The organism is Roseibium sediminis (assembly GCF_008711325.1).
Lineage (GTDB): Bacteria > Pseudomonadota > Alphaproteobacteria > Rhizobiales > Stappiaceae > Roseibium > Roseibium sediminis.
This window is the reverse complement of record NZ_VXDB01000006.1, coordinates 71,301-94,679: the sequence shown is the minus strand read 5'-3', so window position 1 is coordinate 94,679 and position 23,379 is coordinate 71,301. Positions and strand designations below refer to the sequence as shown.

At 56.8% G+C, this 23,379-nt stretch carries 24 protein-coding genes; 10 read left to right on the top strand and 14 right to left on the bottom strand.

The features are described 5' to 3' along the window. Positions 1–25: 25 nt before the first annotated feature. From F0155_RS07660 to pth, 3 genes are all read left to right on the top strand, one after another. Complete coding sequence (locus tag F0155_RS07660) at positions 26–712, top strand: MOSC domain-containing protein (RefSeq protein WP_244303479.1); 687 nt, start codon at positions 26–28, stop codon at positions 710–712. A gap of 176 nt (positions 713–888) precedes the next feature. After that, positions 889–1,503 (top strand): 50S ribosomal protein L25/general stress protein Ctc, encoded by a 615-nt coding sequence (locus tag F0155_RS07655; RefSeq protein ID WP_150523913.1) that lies wholly within the window; start codon positions 889–891, stop codon positions 1,501–1,503. A gap of 90 nt (positions 1,504–1,593) precedes the next feature. Continuing rightward, positions 1,594–2,349: an aminoacyl-tRNA hydrolase gene (gene pth, locus F0155_RS07650; RefSeq protein ID WP_150523912.1), complete on the top strand. Its 756-nt coding sequence runs from the start codon at positions 1,594–1,596 to the stop codon at positions 2,347–2,349. 36 nt (positions 2,350–2,385) lie between these two features. On the opposite strand, the gene F0155_RS07645 is transcribed toward pth, so the two are convergent. Then, positions 2,386–3,306: an FkbM family methyltransferase gene (locus F0155_RS07645; RefSeq protein ID WP_150523911.1), complete on the bottom strand. Its 921-nt coding sequence runs from the start codon at positions 3,304–3,306 to the stop codon at positions 2,386–2,388. A 395-nt stretch (positions 3,307–3,701) separates the two neighbouring features. On the opposite strand from F0155_RS07645, the gene F0155_RS07640 reads away from it, so the two are divergent. From F0155_RS07640 to F0155_RS07625, 4 genes are all read left to right on the top strand, one after another. After that, positions 3,702–4,679: a ribonuclease T2 family protein gene (locus F0155_RS07640; RefSeq protein ID WP_161599770.1), complete on the top strand. Its 978-nt coding sequence runs from the start codon at positions 3,702–3,704 to the stop codon at positions 4,677–4,679. Between the two features lie 118 nt (positions 4,680–4,797). Beyond that, positions 4,798–5,898 (top strand): redox-regulated ATPase YchF, encoded by a 1,101-nt coding sequence (gene ychF / locus F0155_RS07635; RefSeq protein WP_150523909.1) that lies wholly within the window; start codon positions 4,798–4,800, stop codon positions 5,896–5,898. Between the two features lie 56 nt (positions 5,899–5,954). After that, entirely contained in the window at positions 5,955–6,638 is a 684-nt protein-coding gene (locus tag F0155_RS07630) for a fumarylacetoacetate hydrolase family protein (RefSeq protein ID WP_150523908.1), read from the top strand. 118 nt (positions 6,639–6,756) lie between these two features. Continuing rightward, the gene (locus F0155_RS07625) at positions 6,757–8,535 is read left to right on the top strand and encodes an SLC13 family permease (RefSeq protein ID WP_150523907.1); all 1,779 of its coding nucleotides are present in this window, start codon (positions 6,757–6,759) and stop codon (positions 8,533–8,535) included. 15 nt (positions 8,536–8,550) lie between these two features. On the opposite strand, the gene F0155_RS07620 is transcribed toward F0155_RS07625, so the two are convergent. Next, positions 8,551–9,417, bottom strand: coding sequence for an AraC family transcriptional regulator (locus F0155_RS07620; RefSeq protein WP_150523906.1), 867 nt, complete (start codon positions 9,415–9,417; stop codon positions 8,551–8,553). A gap of 144 nt (positions 9,418–9,561) precedes the next feature. Between F0155_RS07620 and F0155_RS07615 the strand changes: the two genes are divergently transcribed. From F0155_RS07615 to F0155_RS07605, 3 genes are all read left to right on the top strand, one after another. Beyond that, complete coding sequence (locus F0155_RS07615) at positions 9,562–9,921, top strand: hypothetical protein (protein WP_150523905.1); 360 nt, start codon at positions 9,562–9,564, stop codon at positions 9,919–9,921. A gap of 80 nt (positions 9,922–10,001) precedes the next feature. Continuing rightward, on the top strand, positions 10,002–10,457 hold the full coding sequence (locus tag F0155_RS07610; RefSeq protein ID WP_150523904.1) for a MaoC family dehydratase: 456 nt from the start codon (positions 10,002–10,004) through the stop codon (positions 10,455–10,457). Then, on the top strand, positions 10,454–10,948 hold the full coding sequence (locus tag F0155_RS07605; protein ID WP_150523903.1) for a MaoC family dehydratase: 495 nt from the start codon (positions 10,454–10,456) through the stop codon (positions 10,946–10,948). Before F0155_RS07610 ends, F0155_RS07605 begins: the two co-directional genes overlap by 4 nt. A 30-nt stretch (positions 10,949–10,978) precedes the next feature. On the opposite strand, the gene F0155_RS07600 is transcribed toward F0155_RS07605, so the two are convergent. The 12 genes from F0155_RS07600 to F0155_RS07545 form a co-directional block, all read right to left on the bottom strand. Next, positions 10,979–11,458: a GNAT family N-acetyltransferase gene (locus tag F0155_RS07600; protein ID WP_150523902.1), complete on the bottom strand. Its 480-nt coding sequence runs from the start codon at positions 11,456–11,458 to the stop codon at positions 10,979–10,981. A 10-nt stretch (positions 11,459–11,468) separates the two neighbouring features. Continuing rightward, the gene (gene bluB, locus F0155_RS07595) at positions 11,469–12,125 is read right to left on the bottom strand and encodes a 5,6-dimethylbenzimidazole synthase (protein WP_150523901.1); all 657 of its coding nucleotides are present in this window, start codon (positions 12,123–12,125) and stop codon (positions 11,469–11,471) included. A gap of 12 nt (positions 12,126–12,137) precedes the next feature. Beyond that, the gene (locus F0155_RS07590) at positions 12,138–12,686 is read right to left on the bottom strand and encodes an adenine phosphoribosyltransferase (protein WP_150523900.1); all 549 of its coding nucleotides are present in this window, start codon (positions 12,684–12,686) and stop codon (positions 12,138–12,140) included. Between the two features lie 108 nt (positions 12,687–12,794). Continuing rightward, positions 12,795–13,673 carry an S-methyl-5'-thioadenosine phosphorylase gene (locus F0155_RS07585; RefSeq protein ID WP_150523899.1) on the bottom strand — a complete coding sequence of 293 codons (879 nt, stop codon included), beginning with the start codon at positions 13,671–13,673 and terminating at the stop codon, positions 12,795–12,797. Positions 13,674–13,807: 134 nt separating this feature from the next. Further along, positions 13,808–14,650, bottom strand: coding sequence for a cytochrome c1 (locus F0155_RS07580; RefSeq protein WP_150523898.1), 843 nt, complete (start codon positions 14,648–14,650; stop codon positions 13,808–13,810). A 28-nt stretch (positions 14,651–14,678) separates the two neighbouring features. Further along, positions 14,679–15,947: a cytochrome b gene (locus F0155_RS07575; RefSeq protein ID WP_150523897.1), complete on the bottom strand. Its 1,269-nt coding sequence runs from the start codon at positions 15,945–15,947 to the stop codon at positions 14,679–14,681. A 24-nt stretch (positions 15,948–15,971) separates the two neighbouring features. Beyond that, positions 15,972–16,562 (bottom strand): ubiquinol-cytochrome c reductase iron-sulfur subunit, encoded by a 591-nt coding sequence (gene petA, locus F0155_RS07570; RefSeq protein WP_192913774.1) that lies wholly within the window; start codon positions 16,560–16,562, stop codon positions 15,972–15,974. Positions 16,563–16,826: 264 nt separating this feature from the next. Then, positions 16,827–18,665 carry an ABC transporter ATP-binding protein gene (locus F0155_RS07565; RefSeq protein WP_150523895.1) on the bottom strand — a complete coding sequence of 613 codons (1,839 nt, stop codon included), beginning with the start codon at positions 18,663–18,665 and terminating at the stop codon, positions 16,827–16,829. Next, complete coding sequence (locus tag F0155_RS07560) at positions 18,658–19,092, bottom strand: hypothetical protein (RefSeq protein WP_150523894.1); 435 nt, start codon at positions 19,090–19,092, stop codon at positions 18,658–18,660. Before F0155_RS07560 ends, F0155_RS07565 begins: the two co-directional genes overlap by 8 nt. A gap of 400 nt (positions 19,093–19,492) precedes the next feature. Then, positions 19,493–20,812 (bottom strand): methyl-accepting chemotaxis protein, encoded by a 1,320-nt coding sequence (locus F0155_RS07555; protein ID WP_150523893.1) that lies wholly within the window; start codon positions 20,810–20,812, stop codon positions 19,493–19,495. Between the two features lie 131 nt (positions 20,813–20,943). Further along, positions 20,944–21,363, bottom strand: coding sequence for a DUF2177 family protein (locus tag F0155_RS07550; protein ID WP_150523892.1), 420 nt, complete (start codon positions 21,361–21,363; stop codon positions 20,944–20,946). A gap of 71 nt (positions 21,364–21,434) precedes the next feature. Beyond that, positions 21,435–23,285, bottom strand: coding sequence for an ABC transporter ATP-binding protein (locus F0155_RS07545; protein WP_150523891.1), 1,851 nt, complete (start codon positions 23,283–23,285; stop codon positions 21,435–21,437). Between the last annotated feature and the right edge of the window lie 94 nt (positions 23,286–23,379).

Here is a 23,379-nt window from a genome sequence, read left to right as displayed (position 1 = left end):
CCGCCTTTTTCATTTGGAGATTATTTTGGAACTTTGCGCTCGCATCATCGGCCTTTTTGGCGGAACACCCGAGACCCGCTGGGAAGGCAAGGCACCATCCGCTATTCGCAAGCAAGCGCTTGCCGGCAAGATCAACGTCTCACGGACTGGCCTTGTTGGCGACAGCCAGGCAGACCTCAGCGTCCACGGAGGGCCGGAAAAAGCGCTTCACTTCTACAGCGCGGATCATCATGCCCACTGGGCCGAAACCTTTCCAGATGCCGCGTTTGAATTCGTTCCCGGTTGCTTTGGCGAAAACATCAGCGCATTTGGCCTGAACGAAGAGAACACGCATGTCGGCGATGTCTTTTCACTCGGTACAGCGCGCGTTCAGGTGTCTCTCGGTCGCCAGCCGTGCTGGAAACTCAATCTCCACACTGGCATTCCCGCCATGGCTCCCTCCTTTCAACGGACACAGAAGACCGGCTGGTATTTCAGGGTTCTGGAAGAAGGTGTCATTGAGACGGGCGATGATATGGCACTGGTTGAACGTCCCTGTGACCAGTGGCCCTTGAAAAAGGTAATTGCCGCAAGGTTTGATCCTCGCCTTGATCCCCAGATTGCGCGTGACCTTGCAGAGCTGCCGCAGCTCGCAGAAAACTGGCGGCAATCCTTTGCCAAGAAGATGGACACAAGCTTTGAAGAAGATACGTCCAAGCGTCTTCTGGGCTGACCTGGTGACGCAAAGGCCGGAAATCTCCCGAGCAACTTGCGTCGCCAAGGGTTTTCCGCTATACGCGCGCTGCGCCTGCACCCCTGGAGGAGGCGCACAATGGGTCGATACCGAAAGCCGGTGGCTTGAACTGCCGACAATCGCCGACCCAATCATGACACTAAAGGAGTTTTGCCATGGCTGCCAGCTATGAGCTGAAGGCGTCGGCACGGGACCGTGTGGGCAAGGGGGCTGCACGGGCACTGCGTCGCGAAGGCCTTCTTCCTGCCGTTATCTATGGTGACAAACAACCTGCCCTGCCGATCGCTGTGCCGATCAAGGAAACCACACTTACCCTGCACAAGGGCGGTTTCATGACCCACATCGGTGTTATCGAAGTGGACGGCAAGAAGCATCAGGTTATTGCCAAGGACTACCAGCTTCACCCGGTTCGTGACGACATCCTGCATGTCGACTTCCTGCGTATCGGCAAGGACACAACCCTGACCGTTGAAGTACCGGTGCACTTCCTGAACGAAGAAATCTGCCCGGGTATCAAGAAGGGCGGCGTCCTGAACATCGTGCGTCACACCGTTGAACTGATCGTTCCGGCGAACGCTATTCCGGAAGCTCTGGAAATCGACCTTGCGAAGTCCCAGCCGGGCGACGCACTGAAGATCTCCAACGTTACCCTTCCGGCAAACGTCCATCCGACCATCACCGACCGCGACTTCACGATCGCCACGATCGCGGCTCCCGCTGGTGTTCAGGAAAAGGACGACACCGAGGAAGAAGGCGAAGAAGAAGACTAAGACTTCTCTGCCATGGCGTTTGCGGGGCCCTTACCCGCAAACGCATTCCACCTGTTGCGTTCGATTTCCTTGCAGCTTACGGAGAGCGCCATGCGCCTGATTGTCGGGCTCGGAAATCCCGGATCCAAATACGAACACAACAGACATAACATCGGCTTCATGGCCGTTGACGAAATTCACCGCCTCCATTCATCGTTCACACCTTGGAAAGCCCGCTTTCAAGGGCAAGTATCCGAGGGCCGTCTTGGCAGTGAAAAAGTCCTTTTGCTGAAACCAAGCACATACATGAACGAATCCGGCCGCTCGGTCGGAGAAGCCATGCGGTTCTTCAAGACAGACCCTTCCGACATCGTAGTCATTTACGATGAACTGGACTTGCCCCCTGCCAAATTCCGGATGAAAACAGGCGGAGGCCACGGCGGGCACAACGGTTTGCGCTCCATCTCCGCTCACATCGGAACCGACTATCGTCGCCTACGGCTCGGCATCGGTCATCCTGGCGACAAGAAACTGGTTTCCAACTATGTGCTCGGCGACTTCGCGAAAGCAGACAGTGACTGGGTTGATCCATTGCTGCGCATGATCGCAGAAAATGCCGCCATGTTGGCCGAAGGACAGGACAGCCAGTTCTCCAACAAACTGACGCTTGCCCTGCAACCGGAAAAGGCCCGGCGAGGATCCGACGCGGCAGCACCGGACAAGCCAAAGGCCAATGCGCCCGGGCAATCAGGCAGCCCAAAACAGCAAAGCCACATCCGGCAGGCACGCCAAGGCAAGGCGCCATCCATGCCAACATCAGGCCCGATGGCGGATATGCTGAAAAAGCTGTTTGGTAACAACGACTGAAAATCAATCTGATCAACGCTCACGAGCTGTATCAGATTAGAAAAACACGCAGAAATCCGTGTTTTCCCGAGCCCAAACCGGGTCATCTGCCGTAACAAATCGGGGCCGTGCTCCTGCAAGGTCATGGTGGGTCTCGAAGAAGATACCCGTATACCCCGCGTCATAGAGCGGCTTGACCACATCCTTGCGTGTCATTCCCGTGCGCTTGAGATGCTTTGATTTGTGAAGCTCCAGAAGCACTATCGGCTTGTGCATCGCGAAGGTTCTCAAGCCCCCACGCACAACCTTGCCTTCGTAGCCTTCAACATCAATCTTGATGACATCGGGAATGATGCGTCGAGCTTCAGTGAAATGGTCAATCGTATCGACACGAGCTTCCGTGCGATGAATTGCACTTCGGACACCAAGCTTGCCGCGCAAACGAAACTTGAGCCGCGTAAAGAAGCTCTCCTTGAATTCGTGCGCTTCCGGTTCATGCTCGAACAGCTTCATCATGGAAAACCAGATTGGCTTTTCTCCGCTAAACCGATCAGAAACCGCAGCGGCATGAACATGAATGTCTGAATCCGCGCGCCGGGCTGACATTTGGCGGATACGGTCACAGGCCTCAGGACGCATCTCGAAAGCGTGGCTGGTGATCTTCCTGTCAGCACGGCTGGAGGCGACCCAGGAAAAATATCCGCTTTCAGCGCCGATATCGAAGAAGGTCGAAACGGCACACCGGTCGATAAAATAATCCAGTATTGCCGTTACGACAGGTTCATATTGAACCGACGACGGCGGATGCCCACCGAACAGGCGCTTCTTGCCGGGTGCAGACCAGGGAAAAGCTGATCGCTCCTTGAGATACAAGTAGTAGTCACAGCCATTGGACCTGATCGAATATTGATAAGCATCCAGATAGTCTGTGATTTCCGACAATATGTCCTGTTCAGTCTTGCAGTTGATCTGAAGCATGGTCCACCTGCGGCCAGAAAAGCGATGTGTTCAACGCGAATCAACTCTCATTGCCTTAAGGGAATCATAGTTCAGTCATCTCTGCACCAAAAACGACGTCCCGGGCTTTCCCCCAGATAAGCACCTCGTGCGCTCGGCCGGACCGACAGAAGCCATGAATTGAACGATACTTGCCCCACAAAAGCGGTCGCATCGGCCTCAATCGGATCGATAGAATTCACGAGCAGCATTAAAAGCTTCATTGCATTGCCCGCTTGCTCTAGAAAATCCGAGGGAAGCCATCTGCCTCCCTTGACTGAAACAAGCTGGATCGCGCTCTGAAAATGACCAAGCCGCCCCGACTGCATTTCCGATTTCTTGCTTCCTTTGTGGGTATGGCGGCTATTTTTTGCGCCATGAGCCCCAGCCTGGCGCTTGAGCCGGTTTCAGGAGACTTTGTGGCCAGCAAGGCCTGCGAAGCCGTTCGCTCCATCAAGAACCGCAGCAACCCCGGGAACGTGACCCTGAAGCCGGGCGAGAGCTACAAGGCACTCGGACTGAACCGCGCCGGGGGAGACAGTTTGCAGATTGTCGTTCCTGGAGCTCCGCAAACGACCCAGCGCTGGGTTGCCCTTTCTTGCGGAAGTCTTGAGGGGGCAGGGTTGGCGGCACAACCTCAGACCACCGCCAAAACTGCCACTCCAAAAACAGTACGCCCCAGCCCGGCCTCGAAAAACAATCTGCTTGCCCTCAACTGGCAGGCATCCTTCTGCGAAACCCTGTCGCGAACCACCGAGTGCCGCCAGCTGAACGATGGGCGCTTGCCTCAGGCAGCTCGCGAGCTGACACTCCACGGGCTTTGGCCGCAACCCCGCTCGAAAGAATATTGTGACGTTCCTGGCAGCGTCCAAAGCCTCGACACACCGCGCACATGGCACCGACTGCCGGAGCCGGAAGTTGATCGCCAGACACGGACGGCGCTTGAAACAGCCATGCCGGGTGCGGCCAGTCACCTTGATCGCCATGAATGGATCAAACACGGGACCTGCTATCAGGCAGAAGGCGGGGCAGATGAGTATTATGACGATGCCCTTCATTTGCTGAACCAGGTCAATCGCTCGAAGGTCGGTGATTTCTTCCGTGACAACATTGGCAAGAAAGTCAGCGCTTCGGACATTCGGGCCGCATTTGACGTCTCCTTTGGCAAGGGAAGCGGCGATCGGGTGCGCATCCGCTGCGAACGTGATGGGCGCCGAACCTTGATCAGCGAGCTCTGGATCTCGATCTACGGCGACATCTCGCCGGACAGTGACCTGTCCGAGTTGCTCCTTGCGGCCCGTCCGGTTCGTGCGGACTGCGAATACGGCATTCTGGACCGCGCCGGCTTGCAATAGCGCCGCCACAAACAGGCAATTTCGGCGTTTGGGAAGGTCTGCTCTCTTGACCTTCCCCTGCCCTTCCTGCACATAGCGGCAACACTTCAGGATTACACAAAACCGAAAGCGACCACCCATGGGATTCCAGTGCGGTATCGTTGGCCTGCCCAACGTTGGCAAGTCCACGCTCTTCAACGCGCTCACCAAGACCGCAGCAGCACAGGCAGCGAACTATCCGTTCTGCACCATTGAGCCGAATACAGGTGAAGTTGGTGTTCCGGACACGCGCCTGAATGCGATTGCCAAGATTGCCGGCTCCAAGGAAATCATCCCGACGCGCATCACCTTCGTGGATATCGCCGGTCTGGTGCGCGGCGCGTCCAAGGGTGAAGGCCTGGGCAACCAGTTTCTCGCAAACATCCGTGAAGTCGACGCCATCGTTCACGTTCTTCGCTGCTTTGAAGACGGCGACATTACTCACGTGGAGGGCAAGGTCGACCCGATCGCCGACGCTGACACGGTAGAAACCGAACTGATGGTTGCGGACATGGAAAGCCTTGAGCGCCGCCTGCCGGCGCTGAAGAAAAAGGCAACCACCGGCGACAAGGACTCAAAGGCCGTTGTTCCGATCATGGAGGCAGCCCTTGCCCTTCTGCAGGACGGCAAGCCCGCGCGGACGCTGGACCTGAGCGATCCGGAGGAAAAGAAGATCCTCGACGGTCTGAACCTTCTGACCTCAAAGCCCGTCCTTTATGTCTGCAACGTGGAAGAAGAATCTGCGGGCACAGGCAACGCCCTGTCTGAAAAGGTTGCCGAAAAGGCCGCCGCAGAGGGTGCCGGGGCCGTTGTAATTTCGGCAGCAATCGAAGCGGAAATCTCCCAGCTCGACAAAGAAGAGCAAAAAGAGTTTCTCGACACGATCGGACTGGAAGAGCCGGGCCTCGACCGCCTCATTCGCGCAGGCTACGAGCTGCTCGGGCTGATCACCTATTTCACGGCAGGACCGAAGGAAACCCGTGCCTGGACGATCACACAGGGCACCAAGGCTCCAGGCGCCGCAGGCGTCATTCATACGGATTTCGAACGCGGCTTCATTCGCGCCCAGACGATTGCCTACAACGACTATGTGACCCTTGGCGGGGAAACCCCGGCCAAGGAAGCCGGCAAGGCGCGGGACGAAGGCAAGGAGTACATCGTCAAGGACGGTGATGTGATGCTCTTCAAATTCAACACCTGATCGAACGTGGGACCGGCCAGTGGGCCGGTCCTTTTTTTTTGCCCGGAGTTTTTCAAATGGCCTTTGTTATTCCCGCTCCAAAGACCCCTGCCCTTCCGATCAAGGGCACGGACGATCTCTTTCCCGTTCGGCGCGTCTACTGCATAGGCCGCAATTATGCCGCCCATGCCATCGAGATGGGGCACGACCCGGACAAGGAGCCGCCCTTCTTCTTCCAGAAGAACCCGGACAACCTCAATTCGTCCGGCGAATTTCCCTATCCTGCCCAAACGTCGGATGTGCACCACGAAATAGAGCTGGCAGTTGCCTTGAAATCAGGTGGCACGAACATCCCGGTGGCCAGCGCCCTGGATCATGTCCACGGTTATGCCGTGTCCCTCGACATGACCCGCCGCGATCTTCAGGCTGCGGCAAAAAAAGCTGGACGGCCGTGGGAAGTCGCCAAGGCGTTTGAACACTCCGCCCCAATCGGTGAAATCGTCCCGGCCGCCGAAATGGGCCATCCGGCAAGCGGCAAGGTGACCCTCTCGGTCAATGGCGTTCAAAAGCAGGACGGCGACCTCAACCAGCTCATCTGGAAGGTACCCGAAATGATTTCCTACCTTTCGGACTATTTCGAGCTGGCTGCCGGGGATGTCATCCTCACCGGAACCCCGGCGGGCGTGGGCCCTGTCGAAAAGGGCGATGTGATGGTTGGAGAAATCGAGGGCTTTGATCTGCTGCGGGTGAAAGTGGTCTAAAACAAACCGCTGCGTAAGTTCCACCAACACCGCGCCCCGGCAGGGGTATCGCAAAACAAGGTCAAACTTCCTAGGCTGGCGAATGAACTGATTCGCCTGCCGACGGAGTTTCGCCGACGTGACCTTTGAACAAACTGCCCTTTTCGCCTTGTTCGGGATAGTCTTTGCGCTGCTGATCTGGGGGCGCATCCGCTATGATCTGGTTGCTTTTGCGGCGCTGATCATCGGGACAATGGCCGGGCTTGTTCCAACCGACAATGTCTTTTCCGGGTTCGGCCATCCAGCGGTGGTGATCATCGCGCTGGTCCTGATCGTCTCGCGCGGACTGATGAACTCCGGAGCGATCGAGTTGCTTGCGGGCAAATTGATTTCCGCAGATCGCGGTCTTTCCTCGCATATCGGCATTTTCTCCGTCGCAGGGGCCGGATTGTCGGCCATCATCAACAATGTCGCAGCCCTTGCGCTTTTGATGCCGCTCGATCTGGAAGCGGCCCGCAAGGCAGGTCGCGCGGTCGGCCTTTCTTTGATGCCGCTATCTTTCGCGACGATCCTGGGCGGCATGATCACCCTGATCGGCACACCGCCCAATATCGTGATCGCCCAGTACCGGCAGGACGCCCTCGGCGAACCGTTTCACATGTTCGATTTTGCCTGGGTTGGTCTGGCTGTCGCAGCCGTCGGCATCCTGTTCGTCGCCCTTTTAGGATGGCGCCTTTTGCCCAAACGGTTTCAGGAAAAGGTGGATGACAAGGACCCGGTTGCCAGCCTTTATGTCGCAGAACTGAAGATTGCCAAGGGATCTCTGGACGGCGAAGGCATGACGGTTGGCGACCTCTACCCCCTCGCCGACGAAAAGGACATCAACATCGTTGGCCTGATCCGTCATGGACGCCGCCTGCGCGGGTTTGCCGGACGCGAACCAATCCTTGCCGAAGACTATCTGGTCGTCGAAGGAGATCCGAAGGCCATCGAAGGCTTCATGGGAGCAGCCAAGCTCGACTTTGCCGGCTCTGAGAAGCACAAGGCCGGACTGACCGGTGGCGGATTATCCCTTCGCGAAGCCATTGTTCCTGACGGTGCACGCATAGCCGGGCGCACGGCTTTCAGTCTTCGCCTGTTGCATGGATATGGCGTGACGCTTCTCGGCATTTCCCGGCGCGGGCGACACGTCCACAAACGCGTGCGCCATATGGAAATCGAGCCAGGCGACGTATTGCTTCTGCTTGGCTCACCGCAACGTATTGACGTTGCCGCCACATGGCTGGGCGTTCTGCCGCTGGAAGGCAAGAACACTCATGTCATGCAACGAAACAAGGCCCGGCTCGCAATTGCCGGTTTTGCGCTTGCAATCATCGCTGCGGTTGCCGGACTGGTTTACCTGCCGGTCGCACTTGCAGCCTGCACGATCCTGTATGTGGCGGCAGGGCTTGTCAGCGGAACAGAAGTCTATGAAGCCGTGGAATGGAAGGTCATTGTCCTGCTCGGCTCGCTGATACCGCTCGGACAGGCGTTTGAGACCTCCGGCAACGCCCAGCTCCTGGCAGACGGGATTGTCAGCCTGACGCAAACAGCCCCTGCGTGGGTAACGCTCGCGGTTCTGATGGTCGTCACCATGACCCTCTCGGATTTCCTGAACAATGTCGCCACCTGTCTGATAGCAGCCCCAATAGGCGTCCAGATTGCCAATACGCTGAACGTCAATCCGGACGCCTTCCTGATGGGCGTGGCAGTCTCTGCTTCCTGTGCCTTCCTGACGCCGATTGGGCACAAGAACAACACCATCATCATGGGTCCCGGCGGCTATCATTTCGGCGACTATTGGCGCATGGGCCTGCCGCTGGAACTTCTGGTCCTTGCCGTATCCCTGCCAGCCATTCTCGTCTTCTGGCCGTTATGAATTTGATGCTCTCACCTATTTCAGAGGCATGCAGATTTCGGTCAGAAGATCGGCAGGCGCGACGTCTCTTGGATTGTTGAGGTAGATTTCCATTGCCGGTGCATCATCCGGTTCGCGATCAGAACTTGTGATCCACGCGCTGTATAGCCATTGGTAGGCCGAAGCCAGTTCCGAATATGGCCCCTTGTGAGTGAGAACGGCGTAATCCCCTCCGCGTGTTTCATGACGCTCCAAAGGGGCAGCAAAGGGGAACTCATCCCGCACGACCACACCCGCCATGGATTTCAGGTCCTTCTCGGCAACAGAGGTAGGGTCGGAGAAATACAGTCCCTTGACCGCCCCGCATTTTTCAAAAAGGTCATTGAAGGCAAGATATCCAAACAGCTGTTCAAAGGACTTGCTGATCCCGGTGTACGCCCCAGTGTGGTGGATGCCCGCCAAGGTTTCCGACGGGATATGCCTGATTTCGACATCATACATGTTTGCTTCTCCTGAAGGGTTTGCCAGCATGGAAGAAAGTTCGGTGCGACGGATCACCTTGTGTCTGTGCCGCTCGCGAAAGACAGCTGGCGTTTCCTCAAACATCTGCCTGAAACTGCGATTGAACGCCGCCTGACTGCCATAGCCGGCACGCTTGGCCACCCTGTCGAGGGACATGTCCGTGTGCCCCAGATCCGTGGCGGCCCGATAAAGGCGCATGCGTTTCACCGTGCCGATAACAGACTCTCCGAATGTAGACTGCCAGATCCGATGCCAGTGCCATGGCGAAAGCGCCGCAATCTCTGCAAGAGAGTTGAGATCAAGCTTTCTATCCAGATTATCAGCAATGTGATCAATCACGCGTTCGAAGCGCCTGATATAGGCAGGACCCGGTTTGGGCATGTCTGGAATTCCGCTTATTCAGTTTGTCTGAAACTCATCGGGAAGACTACAGATCCGCCATTGATAAATCTTGCGAAGTTCCTTGCCTCATGCGTTACTCGCAAAACGAGCAGAGGTATCGACCAGCAGACTGGGGAACGGTGTATGAACAAATTCGGCATTTGCGTGGCAGCAACAGTGCTTTTGGCCACAGGTACGCTGGCAACAGCTGGAACGGGGTCTGAAGGCTATTTCCAGATTTACAACAACACGACAGACAATATCGTCACCGGTTTCTACACGAATGACGGCAATGGCTGGAGCCAGAATTGGCTTGTGGACATGCTTGAGCCATCCCAATCTGCAAGAGCGGAATTCACGGCAGACACCGGAAATTGCGACCAGCTCTTTCAGGTAGGCTGGCTGGGCGAAGACAACAGTGAGGTGTTGGACGAGCCGATTTCGATCGATATCTGCGAAGCCAGCAATGTCTATCTGGAAGACAACGAGATCTATTTCGACTGAGTTTCGCAACGCCAAAACTTATGCCGGTCGGCAGGTGCTTGCCTCTGGCAAAGCGCCTCGCCTTGGGCTAGATCATTTTCATGAAAGACCGATTGTTTTTTGAAGACTTCGAACCCGGTCAGGTCTTTGACCTCGGCACGAAGACGGTTTCGAAGGAAGAGATCATCGCCTTTGCGGCGGAGTTCGACCCGCAGCCATTTCATCTGGATGAGAAGGCGGGCAAGGCGTCCATGCTCGGTGGGCTCGCCGCATCGGGCTGGCATACCGCATCCATGACCATGGCTCTGCTTGCGCAAAACCTGCTGAACAACAGCACCTGTCAGGGCTCTCCCGGCATCAAGGAGCTTGGTTGGAAGGGCCCTGTTTTCCCCGACGATGTGCTCAGCGCAAGAGCCCATGTCAAAGAGACAAGAGAGCTGCGCTCCAAACCGGATCTTGGCCTCGTCTCGCTCAAGGTCGAAGTCAGGAATCAGGCGGGCAAAACCGTCATGGTTCAGGAAAACCCAATTCTCTTCAAAAAGCGGGTGACCTCGTGAGCAAGTTTCTCGAAGACTATGAAATCGGAGAGCGGCTGGATCTGGGCTCCCACACCTTCTCCAAAGACGAAATCATCCGCTTTGCCGAGAACTACGATCCGCAACCGTTTCACCTCAGTGAGGAAGAAGCTGCGAAAACCCATTTCAAACGCCTGTGCGCGTCCGGATGGCACACGGCATCGGTCTACATGAAGCTGCTGGTAGCGACCCACAAACGCCTGCATATGGAAGCGCTGGCAGACGGCCGTGTTCCGGCTCGCTATGGCCCCTCACCCGGATTTGAGGATCTTAAGTGGCTGCGGCCGGTCTTTTCAGGCGACACGATCAGCTATCATACGATCGTGGCCGACAAGCGAAATTCCTCTACCCGTCCGGCGTGGGGCCTGATCTACGCCGACAATCACGGCACCAATCAGAACGGTGAACCGGTCTTCTATTTCAGGAGCAAGGTTTTCCTGGAGCGACGCCCACAGATTGCGGAACACGCCTGACCCGGCGCGTTCCATCGTCACGAATGAGGCTTAAACAGCGCGGGCAAACAAAATTTCGTCGCGAATTTCGATGCCATAGTCGCCGCGGAGGGGGATGTCCGGGTTCTTTGCCCGCTCCTCGTCAATCACGCCCGGGCGGACCCTTTCCAAGCGGAATCCACGGCGCTGATAGAAGCGGAACGCATCCAGATTGTCGTTGGATGTGCGGACGGTCACGCGCTTTACGCCCTTGATCCGTGCATCATGGATCACCGCTTCCAGAAGCTTGGAGCCGGTGCCACCCCAACGGTTGACACTGTCTAGGGTCAGGATTTCCCACTCGTCGTCGCGAATGATCAAGGTCACGAGGCCGACGAGCTCATCCCCTTCAAAAGCAACAAAGCCGGGTAGTTGTGACGCATCGATCAGATCGCCGTCCAGCAACATCTCGGGGCTCGTCCACCTGTTCACCAGCAGGTCATGGATCACGTCATGATCCTCATCCTGGGTCGATCGAACGATTATAGTCATGCGCGTGTCCTCACCGCTTCAAAATCCGGTCGGAAAGTGGCGTCCTTGCTTGCCATCTTTTTCGCTCAAGCTCCGGAGTATCATAGTTCTTTTCCGGGTAGCCAAGACAAAGATAGGCAATAAAACTCCAGCTTGGGTTAACATCAAGAATACAACCTATCCTAACGGGATCCAAAATGGAGACCCACCCAAGGCCTACCCCTTCGATCCGCGCAGCCAGCCAGAGCGTCTGGATCATGCCAACTGCGGAATAGGCCAGCGTCTCGGGCATGGTTGCACGGCCAAGCCCATGGCCCTGCTCCGGATCCGGATCAACGAACACCGCAAGATGCACCGGAGCCTCGCGAAGTCCTGCCAACTTGAGTTTCCGGTAGGCCTCCGCCTTTTCACTGGTTCCGTAGGCTGCCGATGCCTCGCGATTGGCCTCTTCATGGATCTGGATGACCCCTGCACGCCGCTCCGGATCGTCCACACGTACGATCCGCCAGGGTTGGCTGTTGCCAACCGAAGGAGCCCGGTCCGCAAGCTCCAGCAACCTCTCCAGAACATCATCGGGGACGGGATCCTTGCGAAAATGGCGCACATCCCTACGCCACGAAAGCAGGCTTTCGAAGTCGCTCCGAAATCCGTCGGAAAAATCCGGTTCTGAAAAGTCGTCAGTATCCATGAAGCCTGCGGATCAATGTCCCGGAAATTCCACGAGGGTGCGAACTGGCACATGCAGCGCCTCAAGCTTCTGCCGCCCGCCAAGGTCCGGCAGATCGACAATGAAGCACGCAGCGACAATATCAGCGCCCATGGACTGAAGCAGTTTACAGGCAGCTTCCGCCGTGCCTCCGGTGGCAATCAGGTCATCCACGACGATAACCTTGTCTCCGGGCCTGATTGCATCCTTGTGCATTTCCATCTCGTCGATGCCGTATTCCAGCGAATAGGCAATGCGGACAGTGTCATGGGGCAACTTGCCCTTCTTGCGGATGGGCACGAAGCCTGCGGAGAGCTGGTGCGCAACAGCCCCGCCAAGAATGAAACCGCGCGCCTCTATCCCGGCGACCTGATCAACCTTCGAGCCAGCCCATGGCTGGACCAGTGCATCAACTGCCCGGCGAAACGCACGTGCATTCCCGAGCAAGGTGGTGATGTCGCGAAACAGAATACCCTCTTTCGGGTAATCCTTGATTGTGCGGATGGAAGCAATGAGCTCGTCTTGAACCGTCTGGTCGGACATCATTTTTCTCACTTGGGTCAGACACCAGTGCGGCCTTGAGCAAACTCAAGGCCGACACATCTCTATAGCAAAGTTATCGGGTCTTCGTCAGACCTGAAACACCCGCATTCAGTTTCGGCGCAACACACGACCAGCCACAGCGTCAAGCTTTGAGACGAGCTCCGGATCGCGCGCTTCAGGGGACGTCATGATGGCGTATTCGAGCGAACTGTCTGAACCGATCGGGCAGGTTTCATGGACCCTCGGGATATCCCGGGCAATGCGGGCGACAAGCCTCTGGGCATTGGAAGCATTATCGCGAAGCACCTGAATGATCGACTGGATATCAACTTCACCATGATCGGGATGCCAACTGTCGTAGTCGGTGATCATGGCGACGGTCGAGTAGCAGATCTCCGCCTCGCGGGCCAGCTTGGCTTCCGGCATGTTCGTCATGCCGATCACATCACAGCCCCAGCCCCGGTAAAGGTGGCTCTCTGCCAGGGATGAAAACTGGGGGCCTTCCATGGCGAGATAGGTGCCGCCCCGCCGATAGGCGAGATTTTCTGCGCGAGCCGCCGCTTCCACGGTGTCAACGAGCTTTGGGCTCACCGGGAAGGCCATGGAGACATGGGCAACGCACCCTGCCCCAAAGAAACTTTTTTCGCGGGCAAATGTGCGATCAATGAACTGATCAACCAGCACAAAGGTTCCCGGAGCAAGTTCCTCCTTCAGCGAGCCACAGGCCGAAACGGAAACCAGGTCGGTTACTCCGCAGCGCTTCAGAACATCGATGTTGGCCCGATAGTTGATGTCGGTCGGCGAGTGAACGTGCCCTCGTCCGTGGCGCGGCAAGAAAACGACCTTCAGACCGTCAATGCGGCCAATTCGAACCTGATCCGATGGCATGCCCCACGGGCTTTCCACACTCACCCACTCGGATTGTTCCAAGCCCGGCAGATCGTAAATACCCGATCCGCCAACAACACCCAGCACCGTGTCCGTCATAACCAACCCTCATAACAAAACCGGTCCCGATATGTCCGCCAGAATCAGCTCGTGTCAAACCGCATTGTCGGAAATAAGCAAAAAGGCCGCCGGAGAACCGACGGCCTTTCAGATTTCCAGTGCCTTGCAGCTGCTTAGTGCTTCACATCACGCCAGACGGCTTGCTTTGTGAAGTAGAGCAGGCCCGCAAAGATGATCAGGAAGATCATGACGCGGAAGCCCATCTGCTTGCGTGCTTCGAGGTGCGGCTCGGCAGCCCACATCAGGAACGCGGAAACGTCCTTGGCATACTGCTCGGTCGTCATCGCAGTACCATCGGTGTACTCGACGAGCTCGTCGGACAGCGGCGGTGCCATGGAGATGAACTGGCCTGCAAGGAACGCGTCGTTGTAGTACTGGCCATCCGGCACTTCGATGTGCTCGGGAGCCTCGACATAACCCGTCAGAAGGGAGACGAGATAGTCAGGGCCCAGTTCCGCATATTGCGTGAAGGCATCGAAGACGAACCACGGGAAACCGCGATGCGCTGCGCGAGCCTTGGCAATCAGGGAGAAGTCCGGCGGATAGGCACCGTTGTTGGATGCACGGGCCGCCTTCTCGTTCGGGAACGGAGACGGGAAGCGGTCGGCGAGAACAGCCGGACGCTCGAACATGTCACCGGCATCATCCGGACCGTCGATGACGGTATATTCGGATGCAATCACCTTGGCCTGCTCTTCGGTGAAGCCAGGGCCACCTTCTTCGGCGAGGTTACGGAAGGCAACCAGACGAAGACCGTGACAGCTTGCGCAGACTTCCTTGTAGACCTTGAAGCCACGCTGCAGCTGAGCGCGGTCGAAGGTACCGAACGGGCCGGCGAAGGACCACTGGTAACGATCGACTTCCGGCTTGTGGCCGCCCGCAGCGAGAGCCGGGGCTGCAACCGCGATAGCGGCGGCTGCAGTCAGGGCACGAACCATTTTGATCATGGTGCTCATTTTTCTCAAAACTCCTGATCGGCTCGCGTTACTTCGTCTGCGGTGCAGAAACGGCACCGGCAGGGGATCCCGATCCGCCATCCTTCAGAACAGCTTCGGAAATGGAAGCTGGCAGAGGTGTCGGACGCTCAAGGAAGCCAAGCAGCGGCAGGATAAGAAGGAAATGCGCGAAGTAGTAAGCCGTGCAAATCCGCGACAGGATCACGTAGATACCCTCTGCCGGCATGGCACCGAGGTAGCCAAGCGCAACAGCGTTCACTGCGAAGATCCAGAAGAACTGCTTGAACAGCGGACGATAGGCGCCGGAACGAACCTTGGAGGTGTCGAGCCACGGCAGGATGAACAGCACGGCAATCGCACCGAACATCAGGAGAACGCCGCCCAGCTTGTCCGGAACCGCACGCAGGATCGCGTAGAACGGCAGGAAGTACCATTCCGGAACGATGTGTGCAGGCGTGACGAGCGGGTTTGCCTCGATGTAGTTGTCCGGGTGACCCATGTAGTTCGGCGAATAGAACACGAACCATGCAAACAGGATCATGAACACGACGATCGCGAAGGCGTCCTTCACCGTGTAGTACGGATGGAACGGGATCGTGTCCTGCTTGGACTTCGGATGAACGCCGGTCGGGTTGTTGTTGCCCGTGGTGTGGAACGCCCACACGTGCAGGATGACAACGCCGAAGATCATGAACGGCAGCAGGTAGTGCAGCGAGAAGAAGCGGTTCAGCGTCGGATTGTCGACGGCAAAGCCACCCCACAGCCAAGTCACGATGGTTTCACCGATCACCGGCAGTGCGCCGAAGAGGTTGGTGATAACGGTCGCGCCCCAGAAGGACATCTGGCCCCACGGCAGAACGTAGCCCATGAAGGCGGTTGCCATCATGATGAGGAAGATGATCACACCCAGAATCCAGGAGATCTCGCGCGGAGCCTTGTATGACCCGTAGTAGAGACCGCGGAAAATGTGGATGTAGACGGCGATGAAGAACATCGATGCGCCGTTGGAGTGCAGATAACGCAGCAACCAGCCGAAGTTCACATCACGCATGATGTGCTCAACGCTGTTGAAGGCAGCAGCGGTGCTCGGCGTGTAGTGCATCACCAGAACGATGCCGGTGATGATTTGCGAGATCAGCACAAAGAACAGAATCCCGCCGAAGGTCCACCAGTAGTTCAGGTTCTTCGGGGTCGGGAAGTCGACAAAAGAACCGCGTACGAGCGAAATAACCGGCAAGCGGCTTTCAAGCCACTTTGCCGCAGCGCTCTGCGGTACATATTCAGAGTGTCCAGCCATGGGTTTCTCCTCAGATCCTGGCCGTCAGCCGATCTTGATTTTTGAATCTTCGACAAACGCATAAGGGGGGATCAGCAGGTTCTCAGGTGCTGGGCCTTTGCGGATACGTCCGGCTGTGTCGTAGTGGGAACCGTGGCATGGGCAGAACCAGCCACCAAAGTCACCGGCATCGCCGAGCGGAACGCAGCCGAGGTGCGTACAGATACCCACCTGAACGAGCCACTGCTCCTTGCCTTCCGCACCACGGTTGCCGTCTGTCGCCGGAGCGTCTGCGGCAAGGTTGGCATTTCGTGCCAGCGGGTCCGGAAGGTCTTCAACCGGAACAGCGTTGGCTGTCTCGATTTCCGCAGCCGTCCGGTAGCGGATGAAAACCGGCTTGCCGCGCCACTGAACCGTGACGGACTGACCTTCCTCGACAGCCGAAACATCGACTTCGATGGAAGCAAGCGCCAGCGCCGATGCATCCGGGTTCATCTGATCAATAAAAGGCCACGCAACAGCGCCAGCCCCGACAGCACCCATGGCGCCTGTCGCAATGTAGAGGAAATCGCGGCGGGTCGGTTCCGCCTGATCCGTATGTGCCAAGGTCGCGTCCTCTCGAAACCTGTTCAACATGAACCGAAAGCCCGCTTGAGACCGCAGGCCCCACTTCGCAATGCAAGTAAGGATAGGCGGTTCAGAACGGGTCTCAACGGCCGCCAAGTGCGGCAAGTGCACGCACCGGCTTGAAGCGGATTGTCTTTTTGCACCCTTCGCGCCGCTTGTCCAGCTCAACCATAGGACCAATACGCATATGTCGCAGGTAAAATCGCCTTTTGCTGAACCGTCTGCGAAAAACCTGCCCGGCATTCGAACGAGAACGCCGGGCAGCTTGGCAATTTAGGCAGCTTTCTCATCGCTCAGGAACCCACCGGACTGATGGGACCAAAGCTGGGCATAAAGGCCATTTTGATCCAGCAACTGCTGGTGTGTGCCCTCTTCGATGATTCGCCCTTTGTCCATGACGATGAGCCGGTCCATGGCGGCAATCGTGGAAAGTCGGTGGGCGATGGCAATCACGGTCTTGCCCTCCATCAGGTCGAACAAGCTGTCCTGAATGGCCAGCTCGATCTCGGAATCGAGGGCCGAGGTCGCCTCGTCGAGGACAAGAATCGGAGCATTCTTCAAAAGCACACGGGCAATGGCAACGCGTTGACGCTGTCCGCCAGAGAGCTTGACCCCGCGCTCGCCCACATGAGCCTCAAGACCAGCGCGACCAGCCTGATCGCTGAGCCCCTGCACAAAGTCCCATGCGTGGGCCTTCTTCAGGGCTGCAACGACCTCTTCTTTCGACGCGTCCGGACGGCCGTAAGCAACGTTCTCCATGATTGACCGATGCAGCAGGGACGTGTCTTGCGTCACCACGCCGATCTGCGAACGCAGATCGTCCTGAAGAACACTGCAGATATCCTGATTGTCGATCAGGATACGACCTCCCTCAAGGTCATAGAACCGCAGAAGCAGGTTCATGAGCGTCGACTTGCCGGCTCCGGAGCGGCCAATCAGACCGATCTTCTCACCTGGGTGGATTGTCAGGTTGAGGTTCTCGATCACCCCGTTGGCCTTGCCATAGTGGAAGCGAACCTGATCGAAGCGGATTTCTCCCTGAGACACATCCAGCGACTTCGCACCCGGCTGATCAACCACATCCCGATCCCGGGAAATCGTGTTGATGCCATCCTGCACGGTGCCGATATTCTCGAAGAGCCCGGACACTTCCCAGAGAATCCACTGCGACATGCCCTGCAAGCGCAAGACAAGGGCAACGGCAATGGCAATGTCACCCGTCGTGACCGACCCACGCTGCCACAACAGGATCGCAAGAGCGCCGATCGAAAACAGCAGGAGGGTGTTGATCAGGTGGAGCGAAACGTTGAGAATCGTGACCATACGCATCTGACCGAAGACGGTCTGCAGAAACGAACTCATCGAAACGCGGGCATAGGCCTCCTCGCGAGACGCGTGGGAGAACAGCTTGACCGTCGCAATGTTCGTATAGGCATCGACCACATGCCCGGTCATCAGCGAACGGGCGTCTGCCTGCTCCTGGCTGATACGCTTGAGCCTCGGAACGAAGACCCGAAGCACCACCACATAGGCCAGACACCAGACAAGAAGCGGCGTGGCAAAAATCAGATCAGCTTCTGCCACAACGAACACGGCACTGGTGAAGTAGACCAGAACATAGACCAGTATATCGACAATCCGGGTCACGACCTCGCGAACGGCGAGCGCCGTCTGCATCATCTTGTTGGCAATCCGACCAGCGAAATCGTTCTGATAAAAGCCGATACTCTGGCGCAGCAGATAGCGATGCACACGCCAACGCACCGACATGGGATAGGTTCCCAGAATCCCCTGATGAAACAGGAGCTCCCAGGCTGTCTCGAATATCGGCAGGATCACAAGAATGACAATGCTGATCCACAGCAGGTGCTGCCAGTTGTCAGTCCAGAAAGTCTCGGGGTTGGCGTCTGCGAGCCAATTGACGATGTCCCCGAGGAACGTGAACACCATCACCTGAAACACGGCTATGAACGCGCCAATGATGCCAACGGCCAGAAGAAGGGGCCAAACGGGCCGCGAATAGAACCAACAAAAGGCCCAGAAGCCCTTCGGGGGCACATCCAGCGACGTGTCCTCGAAGGGTTGGACCAGGTTTTCAAAGAACTTAAACATGCTTCACCTTGCCCACCAGCTCGCGATGGCCTGTTTTCGAAGTAGCAGCATCGCGCCGGTCATCAAGAGGCTGGGGAAACGGATCATCGTCCGAGCCAGCCGAAAGGGCGACCGCTGCGAGGAAACTCAAGACAGCGGAGGCCACAATGAAAGTGCCGAAGAACAGGTCAAGCAACCTGTCTGCAAAGGAATAGGCAGGAAGAAGTTCTCCAGCCAGCATGATCGCGTCTATGCGAGTCACTTGCCCGACCAGAACCGGAACAAACAGGATCATCGACAAAACGAGTATGGCAGCCAGAAAGGCCAAAACAACCTTCAACGCCTTTGCAAAGGTAAATCGCGGCGCCCGGTCAAACTTGACCTCAGGCAGCCGAACATCCGGAAGCTCAGGACGAGCAAACGGATCATAGGGGAAACGGGCAGACATCAGTCTTCTCCGAAGCGAATAGATCAATGAAGACGTCGGCAAAACGGCCACGAAAACAGGCCGCAGCAGGTTCCAGAGGAACGCAATGGCTTGTCGCCAGACGTCGGGAAGTTTGAGGATTTAGAAAAGAGGCGCCCTATGCAGCGCGGTAATCAGCCCAGGAACACCCAATCGGATGGCGCTGTGCGAGTGTGCTGACAATTGCATTCATGTACGCCCTCCTTCTTGTTTGGGGTTCAGATGAAATGGTGACTGATCCGGCCCGTGGCGAGCCGTTGCAAATGTGTACGCGAGCTCCTTGTGCTTGCAAAGAGCTTTTTGAAGATCGGACGTATCGTTACGACCAAACGTTGCAAAAATGCAACTCAGTGCCTTTCCTGCAACAAGAAGCAAGCCGCCGTCAGGCGGCTCGAATGCTTTGCAGGAACTGGCGCACCTGAGCCTGAAGGTTATGGGAAAGGTCTCCAAGCTCATTGGAGGCGCTGCGCATGCCACTGGACGCCATACGGCTTTCATCCATCGCCTCGCTCAACATGGAAATGTTCTCAACCACTTCGGAAGAACTGCTGAATGCATCGCTGGCATTGCCGTCGATTTCGTGGGTCGCCTGAGCCTGCGCCTCAACTGCTGTGCGAATGGCGACAGAAATCTCGCTCACGCGATCAATCGTCGCCGCGATGGTGCGGATCGCCGTTTCGGATTGTTCCGCAACATCCTGCACGGACGCAACCTGTGCCGAGATATCTTCCGTTGCTTTTGTTGTTTGCTCGGCCAGCGCCTTGACCTCATTGGCCACCACGGCAAATCCCCTGCCCGCTTCTCCGGCGCGCGCGGCCTCAATGGTCGCATTCAGGGCGAGCAGATTCGTCTGGCTGGCAATCTGGCTGATAAGCTCGACGATTTCACCAATCGCACGACCCGTCTCGCTCAAGCGGCCAACGACTTCATCCGTCTTGCGCGCTTCGGCGACGGCAGCGTCTGCAATCTCGGCAGCCTGTTCGGCATCCTGACTGATCCGGTTGATCGATTCAGCCAGCTCGCCGGCCGACGCAGTGACCGACTGCACCGAAGAACTGGCGCGACCCGAAGCGGCACGAACATGCTCAACGGCCTGAATTGAGGAATCAACAACCGTCTGCAGCTTGTCGGAATGTTCTCCGACGGACTTGCCTGCTTCAATCAGGGAGTTTGCAACACCGATAACGGACCGTTCAAAGTCGAGAGCAATGTCAGCCATCAATGCAGCGCGTTCATCATCTGCCCGTTTTTGGCTGCGTTGCCGCTCTGCGGCATCCTGTTCGGCCTTTTCCACCAGCTTGATACGGAACTCGGTGACCGAGCGGGCAATCGACCCGATTTCGTCGCTGCGGTCCGTGCCATCAATCTCAATGTCCAGATCTCCGTCCGACAGGCGATCAAGCCCATGCTGAAGGCGTCTCAGGGGACGGCCCAAACCGAACGCCAGAAACACAGCCAGTGCAAGAAACAGCAGCCCTACCGGCGCGACCACAATGGCAACCCCGATGGCGCCGTCCAGAATGAGCCCGTCGATATTGCGAACCAGATCCGAACTGACAAATCGCTCTGCCAGTTCCGGTGAACCGAGATTGTAAATCAGCGCTTCGCGGAAGGTATAAAACGCAAATGCCGTGCCGCCCATCATGATGAGCGCGGCAGTTGCAACCATGATTACGAACCGGCCATTGATACTCAAAGTCACTGCAAATTGCTCCGACACTGCTGCCCGAAGTTCAAGTCCTTCGGCGGCTTTCACGTGTGCCGGACGGTAGTCGGGTGAGGTAAATTTTGTGTGAGCAAAAAATGACGTAACGTAAGATTAGCCGTTGGTTTTCATGCACTTACAAGAAGTGACATTGCAAGTCGCGTCAAGAGATAGCCAAGCCCAGCCGAGACCGCAGACAGTATTGTGCCCCATGAAATATCCACGATGACGACGATGAACGGCCAGTCCCTGAGGGTCGCATAATTGGTGACGTCATAGGTCGCATAAGTGAAGAAGCCAAACAGGGCTCCGAAAAGAACCGCAGTTGATATATTCCCTGTCTTCAGCGCAGGACCAACCGCGAAAATAACGATCCCGACCACATAGATCAGATAAAAGGCCGCCGCCGCGCCCATGTTGGGTTTGTCCATCAGGAGATGCCCGATACGGTCAAAATAGAACCGTGTCGCAACTTGTGACAGCCAGACATAGTCGATCGCGAGAAAGACAAGCGCTGTGGCAAGATAGGATACGACGTGCTGAATCATGACACCCTCGATATGGTCGTGTGTTCTACGCCGAACACCGTTGTCCAGATCAGGACGATTGCTCAAAATGGTCAATCCGTCAGATCATCGGGCAAAAAACCGCCGGACTGTCGGGCCCATAGCTGCGCATAAAGGCCCCCTTCATCCAGCAATAGATCCTGATGCCGCCCCGTCTGCACGATCCTCCCTTCGTTCATCACGATCAGCCTGTCGAGCGAGGCAATTGTCGAAAGTCGATGCGCGACCGCAATCACGGTCTTTCCGTCCATCAAGCGGCCGAGGTTCTCCTGGATCGCGGCTTCGACTTCCGAATCCAGTGCTGACGTTGCCTCATCAAGCACAAGGATTGGTGCGTCCTTCAACAGCACCCGGGCAATCGCGATCCGCTGCCTTTGACCGCCGGACAATTTCACACCCCGTTCCCCCACATGGGCATCAAATCCGGCTCGGCCTCGTTGGTCCTGAAGGGTGGAGATGAATTCCATCGCGTGTGCATTTGTAGCCGCCGCCAGCAACTCCTCTTCCCCAGCGTCCGGGCGCCCGTAGATGATGTTGTCGCGAATGGATCGATGCAGGAGCGAGACATCCTGCGTCACCATGCCGATATAGTGGCGCAGAGACTCTTGCGTCACAGTCCTGATGTCGACCCCATCGATCAGAACCTGCCCCGCTTCCGGATCATAGAACCTCAAAAGCAGGTTCAGAAGAGTTGTCTTGCCCGCCCCTGAAGGTCCGACGATGCCGATCCTCTCACCCGGCTTCACAGTCAGATCCAGATGATCGATGACACCGCCCGCCTTGCCATAGTGGAAGCGGATATCACGGAAGTCGATCCGGCCCTCGTCAACGCGCAGCGGCTTGGCATCCTCACGATCCGTCAACACAATGGGACGGACGATAAGATCCATGCTGTCCTGCAAGGTCCCCATGCTGCGGAAGAGATTGTTGAGCTGACCCATCATCCGATTGAGGAGAAGGTTCATGCGCACCACAATCCCGAGGCTAAAGGCAACATCTCCTGCCGTGAGTACATCTCCCTGCCAGAGAATGAGAGCCATGCCGCCGGTCAGGATCATCATCATCCCGCCAAGTATCGACATGACAATCCGAACGCTCGTCAGCGTGCGCGTAAACGTCTTCAGCCGCGTCAGGAACGTGTCGTAGTTGACCCGAACCCCGGCATTTTCCGTCTCTGCAGACCCGAACAGCTTGACGGTGGAGATATTTGAATAGGTATCGACAAGACGCCCGTTCACGCTGGATCCGGCATGAGCGACATCCTTCGCCCGTCCGCGCACCTTGGGCACATAAAACCGCGCGACGGCACAAAAACAGACCAGCCAGAGACCGATCAGCGCACCGAGGCGCCAGTCAAGGTCCAGAAACAGCACGAGCGACGTCAACGCATAAACGATAATGAACCAGGCCACCTGAAGCAGTGTGACCATGAAGTCGCCCGCGGCCTGCCCCGATTGCCAGACCTTCTGGGAAATTCGTCCGGCGAAGTCATCATGGAAATAGGACAGGCTTTGGCGCATGACACGGGAGTGAGACTGCCAACGCACCAGATTGAAGAAACCGGGTACGACGGTTTGCTCTTCCACAAGCGCAGTGAGGCTCGTGTTGACCGCCCTCACGACCAGAACAACAAACCCCATAAAGAGCAACGTGTGCCAATGATCAGAAAAGAACGTAGATTTCTCAGCACCTTGCAGAAGGTCTACGATCTTGCCGATAAATGAGAAAATTGCGGTTTCAACGATCGCAGTCAGACTGCCAAGCACAAGCATGAGCACAAACGGCCAGCGTGTCTGACGAACGAAATACCACAGGAATGCAAATCCACCCCGCGGAAGGTCCGGGTCGACGGGAGCCTTGAAAGGGTCGATCCATCGTTCGAATAATTCAAAGACGCTGCGCAAGAAAAAAACTTCCCGATTAGGGTGAAATACATCGCCAATTCGTCCACACAGCCTACCGTAGGGGGCAGGCTTCGATTCGTATAGCAGCCCCAAT

Coding starts and splice junctions, on each gene's coding strand:
- F0155_RS07600 (WP_150523902.1), bottom strand. CDS start 11,458: ATGACTATAATCGTTCGATCGACCCAGGATGAGGATCATGACGTGATC.
- F0155_RS07610 (WP_150523904.1), top strand. CDS start 10,002: ATGAAAGACCGATTGTTTTTTGAAGACTTCGAACCCGGTCAGGTCTTT.
- F0155_RS07620 (WP_150523906.1), bottom strand. CDS start 9,417: ATGCCCAAACCGGGTCCTGCCTATATCAGGCGCTTCGAACGCGTGATT.
- petA (WP_192913774.1), bottom strand. CDS start 16,562: ATGTTGAACAGGTTTCGAGAGGACGCGACCTTGGCACATACGGATCAG.
- F0155_RS07580 (WP_150523898.1), bottom strand. CDS start 14,650: ATGAGCACCATGATCAAAATGGTTCGTGCCCTGACTGCAGCCGCCGCT.
- ychF (WP_150523909.1), top strand. CDS start 4,798: ATGGGATTCCAGTGCGGTATCGTTGGCCTGCCCAACGTTGGCAAGTCC.
- F0155_RS07640 (WP_161599770.1), top strand. CDS start 3,702: ATGAGCCCCAGCCTGGCGCTTGAGCCGGTTTCAGGAGACTTTGTGGCC.
- bluB (WP_150523901.1), bottom strand. CDS start 12,125: ATGGATACTGACGACTTTTCAGAACCGGATTTTTCCGACGGATTTCGG.
- F0155_RS07590 (WP_150523900.1), bottom strand. CDS start 12,686: ATGTCCGACCAGACGGTTCAAGACGAGCTCATTGCTTCCATCCGCACA.
- F0155_RS07575 (WP_150523897.1), bottom strand. CDS start 15,947: ATGGCTGGACACTCTGAATATGTACCGCAGAGCGCTGCGGCAAAGTGG.
- F0155_RS07560 (WP_150523894.1), bottom strand. CDS start 19,092: ATGTCTGCCCGTTTCCCCTATGATCCGTTTGCTCGTCCTGAGCTTCCG.
- pth (WP_150523912.1), top strand. CDS start 1,594: ATGCGCCTGATTGTCGGGCTCGGAAATCCCGGATCCAAATACGAACAC.
- F0155_RS07585 (WP_150523899.1), bottom strand. CDS start 13,673: ATGACGGACACGGTGCTGGGTGTTGTTGGCGGATCGGGTATTTACGAT.
- F0155_RS07645 (WP_150523911.1), bottom strand. CDS start 3,306: ATGCTTCAGATCAACTGCAAGACTGAACAGGACATATTGTCGGAAATC.
- F0155_RS07550 (WP_150523892.1), bottom strand. CDS start 21,363: ATGATTCAGCACGTCGTATCCTATCTTGCCACAGCGCTTGTCTTTCTC.
- F0155_RS07615 (WP_150523905.1), top strand. CDS start 9,562: ATGAACAAATTCGGCATTTGCGTGGCAGCAACAGTGCTTTTGGCCACA.
- F0155_RS07565 (WP_150523895.1), bottom strand. CDS start 18,665: ATGTTTAAGTTCTTTGAAAACCTGGTCCAACCCTTCGAGGACACGTCG.
- F0155_RS07655 (WP_150523913.1), top strand. CDS start 889: ATGGCTGCCAGCTATGAGCTGAAGGCGTCGGCACGGGACCGTGTGGGC.
- F0155_RS07630 (WP_150523908.1), top strand. CDS start 5,955: ATGGCCTTTGTTATTCCCGCTCCAAAGACCCCTGCCCTTCCGATCAAG.